Origin of the sequence: Salmonella sp. SJTUF15591, assembly GCF_043356435.1 — a bacterium.
Classification (GTDB): Bacteria; Pseudomonadota; Gammaproteobacteria; order Enterobacterales; family Enterobacteriaceae; genus Salmonella; species Salmonella enterica.
In genome coordinates, this window is the sequence record NZ_JBEUJO010000005.1 from 400,832 (window position 1) to 413,398 (window position 12,567).

General features: G+C 50.3%; 6 protein-coding genes. 4 read left to right on the top strand and 2 right to left on the bottom strand.

What is annotated here, in order from left to right:
- Positions 1-43 precede the first annotated feature (43 nt).
- The 4 genes from ABVM99_RS14510 (at position 44) to rcsC (ending at position 8,596) form a co-directional block, all read left to right on the top strand.
- Positions 44-1,369 carry an MFS transporter gene (locus ABVM99_RS14510; protein WP_052938210.1) on the top strand — a complete coding sequence of 442 codons (1,326 nt, stop codon included), beginning with the start codon at positions 44-46 and terminating at the stop codon, positions 1,367-1,369.
- A 14-nt stretch (positions 1,370-1,383) separates the two neighbouring features.
- Positions 1,384-2,586, top strand: a complete 1,203-nt coding sequence (locus ABVM99_RS14515) for a mandelate racemase/muconate lactonizing enzyme family protein (RefSeq protein ID WP_052938211.1) — start codon at positions 1,384-1,386, stop codon at positions 2,584-2,586.
- 409 nt (positions 2,587-2,995) lie between these two features.
- Positions 2,996-5,632 carry a DNA topoisomerase (ATP-hydrolyzing) subunit A gene (gene gyrA, locus ABVM99_RS14520; protein WP_001281271.1) on the top strand — a complete coding sequence of 879 codons (2,637 nt, stop codon included), beginning with the start codon at positions 2,996-2,998 and terminating at the stop codon, positions 5,630-5,632.
- 117 nt (positions 5,633-5,749) lie between these two features.
- On the top strand, positions 5,750-8,596 hold the full coding sequence (rcsC, locus tag ABVM99_RS14525; RefSeq protein WP_000876084.1) for a two-component system sensor histidine kinase RcsC: 2,847 nt from the start codon (positions 5,750-5,752) through the stop codon (positions 8,594-8,596).
- Positions 8,597-8,698: 102 nt separating this feature from the next.
- On the opposite strand, the gene rcsB is transcribed toward rcsC, so the two are convergent.
- Together rcsB and rcsD are read right to left on the bottom strand one after the other, a co-directional pair.
- On the bottom strand, positions 8,699-9,349 hold the full coding sequence (gene rcsB, locus ABVM99_RS14530; protein ID WP_001061919.1) for a response regulator transcription factor RcsB: 651 nt from the start codon (positions 9,347-9,349) through the stop codon (positions 8,699-8,701).
- 16 nt (positions 9,350-9,365) lie between these two features.
- Positions 9,366-12,035, bottom strand: a complete 2,670-nt coding sequence (gene rcsD / locus ABVM99_RS14535) for a phosphotransferase RcsD (protein WP_023195162.1) — start codon at positions 12,033-12,035, stop codon at positions 9,366-9,368.
- Positions 12,036-12,567 lie beyond the last annotated feature (532 nt).

The following is a 12,567-nucleotide window of genomic DNA, read 5'->3' on the forward strand; positions in this document are numbered from 1 at the left end:
CGGTCAATACCCTTATTCATTGAATCATAAAAGGTGATGCAAAATGAGTAGTCCACAAGAAAATTTATACGATGCAATTCGTATTGTAAAAAGGAAAATCATTCCTTTGGCCTTTATTCTTTACTTTTTTAACTATATGGATCGTGTCAATATTGGGTTTGCTGCATTACGCATGAATGAATCTCTCGGTATTACGCCTGAGGATTTCGCTAATATTTCTTCTATATTCTTCATATCATATTTAATCTTTCAAATTCCGAGTAGCATTGGCTTGCAAAAGCTTGGTGCAAGAAAATGGATTAGTTCCATTATTATCGGCTGGGGAGCGGTAACAGGGCTGATTTTTTTTGCTAAAGATACCCAACATATTTTGCTGGCTCGCATTTTTTTGGGGGTATTTGAAGCTGGCTTTTTCCCGGGCATGGTTTATTATCTTGCATGCTGGTTCCCGGCTCGTGAACGCGGAAAAGTCAATAGTTTCTTCATGTTATCTATTGCTGTTGCATCGGTATTGGCTGCGCCGATGTCTGGTTGGATCATCGAGCATTTGAATATCCCGGATTATGAAGGCTGGCGCTGGCTTTTTGCTATTGAAGGTATCCCTACCGTATTCCTTGGCATCCTGACATTTTATTTACTGCCTGACAGTCCAGAAAAGGCTAAATGGCTTACGCCACAGCAGATATCGGCCTTAGTTAATAAATTACGCACTGACAATGAAACCGCAGCTGCATTAAATAAAAATACCAACTCATCCTTTCTTTCCGTAATCAAAAATCCAGTTTTGCTTCAGCTTTCTTTCGCCTACATGTTGATTCAGGCGGCTGCTCTGGCGGCAAACTACTGGTTGCCGGGGTTGGTGAAGGGATTTTCAGCTGATTTTACGGATACTGACGTTGGTTTAATCATGAGTATTCCGTTTATTTTCGCTATGTTCAGCATGCCCTGGTGGGGCTGGCATTCCGATAAAAAGAATGAACGAAAATGGCATGCTGCATTACCCATGTTTCTGGCAGGCTGTGGTTTTCTGATGATTGCTCTTGTCCCCTCAATGTCGCTGAGAATGCTGGGGCTAACGTTCTATGGTGTTGGGATCCTCAGCTATTACGGACCTTACTGGGCGCTGCCTTCTGCATTATTGTCGCCGTCAGGGTTGGCTATCAGCATTGCGTTTATTAACTCATGTTCAAGTCTTGGCGGATTCCTGATTAATAAGTCACTGGGATTCGTTTCTACTCATTATGGTGCGACAGGAATATTTATTGTAGAGGCAATACTTTGCTTCGCTGCGGTAGCCGTTCTGGCGTTAATGAAAATTGATGTGAAAAAAGAAAAAAGCCAACAAACAAATGTTGTATCACGAACCTGATAAATGGAGAAATTATGAAAATTACGTCTATTGAATTTTTTGACTGTGAATTAAAAAAAAGAGATCAAACGATGTCCTCCTATAATCCAGTACTTATCCGGGTGAATACCGACTCAGGATTAAGTGGTATTGGCGAAGTAGGACTGGCCTATGGCGCAGGCGCTAAAGCTGGCGTAGGGATCATCAGAGATCTGGCGCCATTGATTGTGGGTGAAGATCCACTAAATATCGAAAAAATTTGGGAGTTCTTTTTCAGAAAGACTTTTTGGGGGATGGGGGGCGGGAACGTTTTTTATGCCGGAATGAGCGCTATTGATATTGCTCTTTGGGATATCAAAGGTAAATATTTAGGTGTACCTGTTTATCAGCTCCTTGGCGGGAAAACTAATGAAAAATTAAGAACCTATGCTAGTCAGTTACAATTTGGTTGGGGGGATAAACGCCAGATATTAGTGACACCTGATGAATATGCTGAGGCGGCGCGTGCGGCTCTTGACGATGGATATGATGCGATTAAAGTGGATCCACTCGAAATCGATCGTAATGGCGATGACTGTGTTTTTCAGAATAAAAATCGTAACTATTCAGGATTGTTACTGGCCGAACAATTAAAAATGGGGGAAGCGCGAATTGCCGCTATGCGTGAAGCAATGGGGGATGATGCTGATATTATTGTGGAAATCCATTCTCTTCTCGGTACAAACTCAGCTATTCAATTTGCGAAGGCGATAGAAAAGTATCGTATCTTTCTTTATGAAGAACCGATTCATCCATTAAATTCTGATAATATGCAGAAAGTTTCCCGTTCAACAACGATTCCAATCGCCACTGGCGAGCGTTCCTACACAAGATGGGGATACAGGGAATTACTGGAGAAGCAGTCTATTGCCGTAGCGCAACCTGATTTGTGTCTCTGCGGCGGAATTACCGAAGGAAAGAAAATCTGTGACTATGCTAATATTTATGACACCACTGTACAGGTGCATGTTTGCGGCGGTCCTGTTTCCACGGTAGCCGCGCTGCATATGGAAACAGCAATTCCCAACTTTATTATTCATGAGCATCATACCAATGCGATGAAAGCATCTATTCGGGAACTTTGTACCCACGATTATCAGCCGGAAAATGGCTATTATGTCGCGCCGGAACAGCCCGGATTGGGTCAGGAATTAAACGATGAGGTAGTGAAAGAATACCTGGCCTATGTGATTAAATAGCATCTGGTGATACTGATTATGGTTTATGCCTCCCGGCATATCCCCTAAATAATTCGAGGTGCAGGATAAAATGGTTAACCGTCTTGAACAGCGCTTGCGCTAACCCCGACGGGGCGAGGCCCAGGGATGGGCCGAGTAACTTGCCGCCAACGCACATGAAACTTGAAGTATGACGGGTATACACGGGAGGTATTGATTTTCTAACCTCTTGCTGGCCAGGCCCCGATCTCCCCTGTGTCGCCTCTGAAGCCGATCGCCAATAAACGCCGAGACCACGCTTATAAATGAAGAGAGCATGCGGCACCCGAATAAAGCATTGTCTGGCTGCATTCCGTTTACCAGTACGTGGGCGAATGTGTTATAATTTGCGACCTTTGAATCCGGGATACAGTAGAGGGATAGCGGTTAGATGAGCGACCTTGCGAGAGAAATTACACCGGTCAACATTGAGGAAGAGCTGAAGAGCTCCTATCTGGATTATGCGATGTCGGTCATTGTTGGCCGTGCGCTGCCGGATGTCCGAGATGGCCTGAAGCCGGTACACCGTCGCGTACTTTACGCCATGAACGTATTGGGCAATGACTGGAACAAAGCCTATAAAAAATCTGCCCGTGTCGTTGGTGACGTAATCGGTAAATACCATCCCCACGGCGATTCCGCAGTGTATGACACCATCGTTCGTATGGCGCAGCCATTCTCGCTGCGTTACATGCTGGTGGATGGTCAGGGTAACTTCGGTTCTATTGACGGCGACTCCGCGGCGGCAATGCGTTATACGGAGATCCGTCTGGCGAAAATCGCCCACGAACTGATGGCCGATCTCGAAAAAGAGACGGTGGATTTCGTGGATAACTATGACGGTACGGAAAAAATTCCGGACGTCATGCCGACCAAAATTCCGAATCTGCTGGTGAACGGTTCTTCCGGTATCGCAGTAGGTATGGCGACGAATATCCCGCCGCACAACCTGACGGAAGTGATTAACGGCTGCCTGGCGTATATCGACAACGAAGACATCAGCATTGAAGGGCTGATGGAACATATTCCGGGTCCGGACTTCCCGACCGCCGCGATCATCAACGGTCGTCGTGGTATCGAAGAAGCCTACCGTACCGGTCGTGGCAAAGTGTACATCCGCGCCCGCGCGGAAGTTGAAGCTGACGCGAAAACGGGCCGTGAAACCATCATCGTCCATGAAATTCCCTATCAGGTGAACAAAGCGCGCCTGATCGAGAAAATCGCCGAGCTGGTGAAAGATAAACGCGTGGAAGGCATCAGCGCGCTGCGTGACGAATCCGACAAAGACGGGATGCGCATCGTGATTGAAGTAAAACGCGATGCGGTGGGCGAGGTGGTGCTTAATAATCTCTACTCCCAGACCCAGCTACAGGTTTCCTTCGGTATTAACATGGTGGCGCTGCATCACGGCCAGCCGAAGATCATGAACCTGAAAGATATCATTTCAGCGTTCGTGCGCCACCGCCGTGAAGTGGTGACGCGTCGGACTATTTTTGAACTGCGTAAAGCCCGTGACCGCGCGCATATCCTTGAAGCTCTGGCGATTGCGCTAGCTAACATCGACCCGATTATCGAACTGATTCGCCGCGCGCCAACGCCGGCAGAAGCAAAAGCGGCGCTGATTTCGCGTCCGTGGGATCTGGGCAACGTTGCTGCGATGCTCGAGCGCGCCGGTGATGACGCCGCGCGTCCGGAATGGCTGGAGCCAGAATTTGGCGTGCGTGACGGTCAGTACTACCTGACTGAACAGCAGGCGCAGGCGATTCTGGATCTGCGTTTGCAGAAACTGACCGGCCTGGAGCATGAAAAACTGCTCGACGAATACAAAGAGTTGCTGGAGCAGATTGCTGAACTGCTGCACATTCTGGGCAGCGCCGATCGCCTGATGGAAGTGATCCGCGAAGAGATGGAGTTAATTCGCGATCAGTTCGGCGATGAGCGTCGTACCGAAATCACCGCCAACAGCGCCGATATTAATATCGAAGATCTGATTAGCCAGGAAGATGTTGTCGTGACGCTGTCTCACCAGGGTTACGTCAAATATCAACCGCTGACGGATTACGAAGCGCAACGTCGTGGTGGGAAAGGTAAATCTGCCGCGCGTATTAAAGAAGAAGACTTTATCGACCGCCTGCTGGTGGCCAACACCCATGACACCATCCTCTGCTTCTCCAGCCGGGGCCGTCTGTACTGGATGAAGGTCTATCAGTTGCCGGAAGCCAGTCGTGGCGCGCGCGGTCGTCCGATCGTCAACCTGCTGCCGCTGGAAGCCAACGAACGTATCACCGCTATTCTGCCGGTTCGTGAGTACGAAGAAGGCGTGAACGTCTTTATGGCGACCGCCAGTGGTACCGTGAAGAAAACGGCGCTGACCGAATTCAGCCGTCCGCGTTCCGCCGGTATTATCGCGGTGAACCTCAACGACGGCGACGAGCTGATTGGCGTTGACCTGACTTCTGGCTCTGACGAAGTCATGCTGTTCTCGGCCGCGGGTAAAGTGGTGCGCTTCAAAGAAGACGCCGTCCGTGCGATGGGGCGTACCGCGACCGGTGTGCGCGGTATTAAGCTGGCGGGAGACGATAAAGTCGTCTCTCTGATCATCCCACGCGGCGAAGGCGCTATTCTGACCGTAACGCAAAACGGCTACGGGAAGCGTACCGCAGCGGACGAGTACCCGACCAAGTCTCGTGCGACGCAGGGCGTTATCTCTATCAAAGTGACCGAGCGCAACGGTTCCGTTGTCGGTGCGGTACAGGTAGACGATTGCGACCAGATCATGATGATCACGGATGCCGGTACTCTGGTGCGTACCCGTGTGTCCGAGATCAGCGTAGTGGGACGTAATACCCAGGGCGTTATCCTTATCCGCACGGCGGAAGATGAAAACGTGGTGGGTCTGCAACGCGTTGCTGAACCGGTAGATGACGAAGAACTCGACGCTATCGACGGCAGCGTGGCGGAAGGGGATGAGGATATCGCCCCGGAAGCGGAAAGCGATGACGACGTTGCGGATGACGCTGACGAGTAATGTTATTGCTGTGCGAGGGCCGGATATCCGGCCCTTTTTCTTTGCCGTTGCGGGCTACGTCATTTACCGCTACCTTAGTCACACTCTATTTACATCCTGAGGCGGAGCTTCGCCCCTTTGAAATACCTTGCTTCCTTTCGAACTACGCTGAAAGTCTCGCGCTACTTATTCAGAGCGTTAGCGTTACTCATTTGGCTCTTAATCGCCTTTGTTTCGGTGTTTTACATCGTCAATGCCCTGCACCAGCGGGAATCTGAAATTCGTCAGGAGTTCAACCTTAGCTCCGATCAGGCGCAGCGTTTTATCCAGCGCACGTCGGACGTGATGAAAGAGCTCAAATATATCGCCGAGAACCGTTTAACGGCGGAAAACGGCGTCATGTCGTCGCGTGCGCGTGATGACAAAATGGTGGTGCCGGACTTTGAACCGCTATTTGCCGACTCAGACTGTGCGGCGATGGGCTCCGCCTGGCGCGGATCGCTGGAGTCGCTGGCCTGGTTTATGCGTTACTGGCGCGACAACTTTTCAGCGGCGTATGATCTTAACCGCGTTTTCCTGATTGGCAGCGATAACCTCTGTATGGCGAATTTCGGCCTGCGTGAAATGCCCGTGGAGCGCGATGATGCGTTAAAAGCGTTACATGAGCGGATTATGAAATACCGCAACGCGCCGCAGGAAGAAAGTGGGAATAACCTTTTCTGGATAAGCCAGGGCGCGCGTCAGGGCGTGGGCTACTTTTATGCGCTGACGCCGGTGTATCTGGCCAATCGTCTGCAGGCGCTGCTGGGCGTCGAGCAGTCCATCCGTATGGAAAATTTTTTCACGCCCGGCAGTTTGCCGATGGGCGTCACTATTATTGATGAGAACGGCCATTCGCTGATTTCGTTGACCGGTCCTGACGGCAATATTAAAGCGGAGCCGCGCTGGATGCAGGAGCGCTCCTGGTTTGGTTATACGCCAGGTTTTCGTGAACTGGTACTCAAAAAAAGCCTGCCGCCATCCTCGCTCAGTATTGTCTATTCTGTGCCTGTAGATTTAGTCCTGGAGCGTATTCGTATTCTTATCCTGAACGCTATCCTGCTGAACGTGCTGGTGGGCGCAGGGCTGTTTACGCTTGCGCGGATGTATGAGCGGCGAATTTTCATTCCGGCGGAGAGCGATGCTCAGCGCCTGGAAGAACATGAACAGTTCAACCGTAAAATCGTCGCCTCCGCGCCGGTGGGGATCTGTATTCTGCGCACTATTGATGGTGTCAATATTCTGAGTAACGAACTGGCGCACACCTACCTGAACATGCTCACGCATGAAGACAGACAGCGCCTGACGCAAATCATTTGCGGCCAGCAGGTCAACTTTGTTGATGTATTGACCAGCAATAATACCAATTTGCAAATTAGCTTCGTCCATTCCCGCTATCGCAATGAAAACGTCGCGATTTGCGTGTTGGTAGATGTGAGTACGCGCGTCAAAATGGAAGAGTCGCTGCAGGAGATGGCGCAGGCGGCGGAACAGGCAAGCCAGTCTAAATCCATGTTCCTTGCAACGGTCAGCCATGAATTGCGCACACCGCTGTACGGTATCATCGGCAATCTCGATCTGCTGCAAACCAAAGAGCTGCCAAAAGGCGTGGATCGTCTGGTCACGGCGATGAATAACTCCTCCAGTCTGTTGCTGAAAATTATCAGCGACATTCTCGACTTCTCGAAAATTGAGTCGGAACAGCTAAAGATTGAGCCGCGCGAATTTTCACCGCGAGAGGTGATGAACCATATCACCGCCAATTATCTGCCGCTGGTGGTGCGTAAGCAGCTCGGCCTGTATTGTTTTATTGAGCCTGACGTGCCGGTATCGCTGAACGGCGACCCGATGCGTTTACAGCAGGTCATTTCAAACCTGTTGAGCAACGCCATTAAGTTTACCGATATTGGCTGCATCGTGCTGCATGTGCGCTGTGATGGGGATTATCTCAGCATTCGCGTGCGGGATACCGGGGTTGGTATTCCGGCAAAAGAGGTGGTTCGCCTGTTCGATCCCTTCTTCCAGGTGGGAACCGGCGTACAGCGTAACTTTCAGGGGACCGGTCTGGGGCTGGCGATTTGCGAAAAATTGATCAGTATGATGGACGGCGATATTTCCGTCGATTCGGAGCCGGGCATGGGAAGCCAGTTTACACTGCGCATCCCGCTTTATGGCGCGCAATACCCTGTGAAAAAGAGCGTGGAAGGACTCGCCGGAACCTGCTGTTGGCTGGCGGTGCGCAATACTTCTTTGTGCCAGTTTATTGAGACCAGTCTGGCGCGTAGCGGCGTTCATACGCAGCGTTATGAAGGGCAAGAACCCGCTGCGGACGATATTTTGATTGTCGATGACGCGCTGGAGCATACCTGGCAGGGGAGGGCGGCGGTCGTCTTTTGTCGCCGTCATATCGGGATTCCGTTGGAAAGAGCGCCGGGCGAGTGGGTGCATAGTGTGGCGTCGGTGCATGAGTTGCCCGCGCTGTTGGCGCGTATCTATAGTATTGAGCTGGATAGTGAAGCGCTTTCCAGCGCATTGCCGACGACGGATAAAACCGCAGATTCAAATGACGACATGATGATTCTGGTCGTTGACGATCATCCGATCAATCGCCGCTTGCTGGCCGATCAATTGGGATCGCTGGGATATCAGTGTAAGACAGCCAATGATGGTGTGGACGCTCTGAATGTGCTGAGTAAAAATGCTATCGATATTGTTCTGAGCGATGTGAACATGCCGAACATGGACGGCTATCGCCTGACGCAGCGTATCCGTCAGCTTGGGCTGACGCTGCCTGTCGTCGGCGTGACGGCGAACGCGCTGGCGGAAGAGAAACAACGTTGCCTGGAGTCCGGTATGGACAGCTGTTTGTCGAAGCCTGTGACGCTGGATGTGTTGAAACAGACGCTGGCGGTGTATGCCGAGCGGGTACGTAAAACGCGGGCATAAAAAATGCCGGATGGCGGCGTCGCCTGTCCGGCCTGTAAAAGATGAGTCGACTGGTAGGCCTGATAAGCGTAGCGCCATCAGGCTGGGTAACATAAAAGCGATTTATTCTTTGTCTGTCGGACTCAGGGTGACGGAAGAGAGATAGTTGAGCAGCGCGATATCATTCTCTACGCCCAGTTTCATCATCGCCGATTTCTTCTGGCTGCTGATAGTCTTAATGCTGCGGTTGAGCTTCTTGGCGATTTCGGTGACCAGGAAACCTTCGGCGAACAGGCGTAATACTTCGCTCTCTTTTGGCGACAGACGCTTATCGCCGTAACCGCCTGCGCTGATTTTCTCCAGCAGACGAGAAACGCTTTCTGGGGTGAATTTTTTGCCTTTTTGCAGCGCGGCCAGCGCCTTAGGCAGATCGGTTGGCGCACCCTGCTTGAGTACGATCCCTTCAATATCAAGATCCAACACGGCGCTCAGGATCGCCGGATTGTTGTTCATGGTCAGAACGATAATAGACAGGCTCGGAAAATGACGCTTGATGTACTTGATCAAGGTGATCCCATCGCCGTATTTATCTCCCGGCATGGAGAGGTCAGTGATCAACACATGCGCATCTAATTTCGGCAGGTTGTTGATCAATGCTGTGGAATCTTCAAATTCGCCGACAACATTCACCCACTCGATTTGTTCAAGTGATTTGCGAATACCGAACAGTACAATCGGGTGGTCATCGGCAATAATTACGTTCATATTGTTCATGTATTGGGCTACCTTGCTACAGCAAGCTTTTGACGTAGGCGTCAATGTCGCTGATATATTTTTCTATACCTGGAGCATCTTTCTCACGAATCAGATGTTCCAGCGTTTCACATAACTGCTTGCCGGGTACCAGATTAAGCATGGCAAACACCCCTTTCAGGCGGTGAGCCGTTTGGGCCAGCGCAGCGAAATCGCTGGTTGCCGCCTCAGTATACAACCTCTTAACATCATCCGGTACTGTGTCTACAAATAGCGCATAATAGCCGCTGGCATGAAGCTCGGCATTTTCATCTCCGCCGAGCGGGGAGGCGGGAATCTCTTCCTGCGCCAGCTGCTCTTCGATAAGTTGTAGTACAGCTTCCTGCATAGCATTGCTCATATTAAAGTTGACGCGCAACTGACCCGGGCCAATTTTCCGCACGCCTGACTCATCATCGCTTAAAAGCAAGCCCGAGGCAGTAAGATTAGACGGATTATCCGTTAAAAAGAGATCATATTCTTGACTTATCTGCCTTTCATCCGGCGTGATGCAGGTAGCGCCCCAGTTTTCTAACTGACGCAGTACAATCGCGCGAACCTCGTTGGACGTCACATCGACCATCACGCTCACGTCGTCCAGCAGGCGCTCTTCGACCTGAGTATGCTGATCGTGGGGAAGCATTTTGACATGAACGGTATAGCGCGTGCCCAGAGTTTCTCGCGCTTTAATGTTGAGATGACCGCCCAGTTTGCGCGCCAGTTGATTGCACAGCCAGAAGGTGAGCGGATTCGCTTTGCCGTAACGATCGCCCTGCGTTTCATTCATATACGGGAAATGCAGATTATCAATCTCGTTTAACGTTACACCTTCGCCCGTATCCAGAATACGGAAAGTCAGACGTTCCGCGATAGATTCATCCTGCTCGACTTCAAGCGTAATTTTACCTATAGCGGTCGTTGTGACGGCATACTGAATCAACAGCAGCAAAATTCGGCGCAGGGCGTCGCGATCGCCCCAGCGTTCATCGTTGCCGCTAAGATGGTTATTAATCAGCAGTTGCAGCCCTTTACGCTTAATGGCGGGCAGCACTTCCGGCACGACTTCGTCAATAAGATCCTGCAGGGAGAACAGCGTTGCTTCGCTCTTCCATGCGTCATTTTCCAGCATATTCGCCAGTTGGATTTCATCGATCATACGTACCAATACATCCGCCTGATCCGCCAGTTTCAGGCTTTCCGGCGTGGTGACTGCCGCGGCGTTAACCGCCAGTTGGCGTACGGGCTCTTTAAGCGTGTTGCTGATATTTTGCATAAAGGCGGCGCGGCCCTGCTGATTCTTCTCATACAAACGCTGCGCCTGTTTAAGCTTCTTATTCACCAGCACTTCCCGGTCCTGATCGCGAATAATAAAGATCTGCGTGCGGGGGGCGATCTGGCTGCGAAACAGACGGATCTCATACAGTTCGTTATTAATTGTCGCCTGAATCACGCCCTGATGCTGTTCCGCCATGCTGGTAATATTTTGTAGGTTAAGATGCGGCAACAGATGATCGGCGATTTTATTGCTGATCACGGTGCGGTTTCCTTCCTGATCGTAGACCAGCAGACCCAGCGGCAGCAGAGAAACGATCTCTTCATTAATGGCGCGTAAGACGCGAAGCTCGTTATTCGCCGCGTTGCCGGATGTCGATTCCGTCGACCGTCCCGGCTGATGACGGAACGTGGCGTAGCCAAATAACGCCAACGCCAGCAGCCCGATGTTCAGCAGTAAAGGCAGCAAAATATTTTGCAGCGTATCAAGCAAAAGCGTACCGAACGGTACCTGCCAGATCAGGCGCATTCCGGTAGAGTTAAGCGCTGAGGAGATCTCAATTTTTGAACCGTTAAAGCTAATCGTGACGCTATCAGGCGCTTCCTTTTCACTGCTTCGCCCCGTCGCCTGGGTTGCGTCAGGCTCTATCCGAAAACTGTCCAGCGGCATTCCCGGCGGGATTAAATCATTAATGGGCAGATCAAACGCCACCACGGTCGCCAGATGTCCTGGCTGATTGAAGGTCGTGCGCAGCGTAAAATAGTGACCGTTTTGCCAGGCCAGTTTTCGCAATGAGGAGAAACTTTCGCGCTCATCCAGCGCATTCGCCTGCTGCAACATCTCTGCCCGGCGGGAATCGACGATATTGCCTATAGTGGACTCTTTAAAGCCGGAAGAGAGATCTTTCAACGGTAGGGTAGAGATAAGAATCAGGCTGTTATCCTGTCCGTTGAGGTAATACATTGACCACGGCACGTTTTCCGCGCCCCACAGCGTATCCAGATAGGTTGACATACGCTGCGTCATTTCCAGCGTGGCGCTGTCATGGGAACCGAAAATCAGCGCTTCAGTTTTACGTCGCGGCTTTTCAAGATAATACACATCCTGCTTCAGACGCGTTTCCTGAAGTCCTTCACCTGTCGATGGCGTAGTGGTCGCGGCGATGTTGTCATAAATTTGCCAGGTAACATACCGCCAGGTATCCACGCGTTTATGAATAGCGTGGGTGATATCGACAATTTGATAGCTTTTGTCTTTCAACCAGGCGTTGACGGCGCTCTGTACCATAACGCCCATCGTTACCAGCAGCACAATGATCAGCAATAAGAAGAAACGGGTAATGCTTCCCGGTAGAAGGGAGAATCGGGTAGAGACCGTTGTGTCAGACTGACTCATTTATGTTTACGACCTGTAAAAGCAACGCTGAAGGTGAAGGGCAGTATAAAGGGTAATGAATGAATTTCCAGACTCTTACGTCATGCCGGGCAACTTAACACGCGCTCCGTCGGCGGGACGGGAAAAGCGTACAACCTTCGCAGAACGGTACAAATATAAAGACTACTTATAAATGTTTAGCACTAAATATCAAGAAATTATTTGCTAATGTCTTACGAACGGTCGAGCAGGGGAGTGTAGTGAATAACCGTGATAGTTTTAGGCAGGTAGCATAAATCAGCCGGGAGTGTCTGAAAAAGGCTAAAAAAAACCGAATGCGAAGCATCCGGTTGAAATAGGGGTAAACAGACATTCAGAAGTGAATGACGGTAATAAATAAAGTTAATGATGATAGCGGTCACTATTTTAGTTGCGAATGAAGATTCTGTTTTATCATTCAGTGCTATGAATTTCATCAATTTAACCCATTGATTTTAAAAGTCTCGTGAATATATTTTGTCTATTTGTGCTTATTTTTACTTGATTTTTGCTT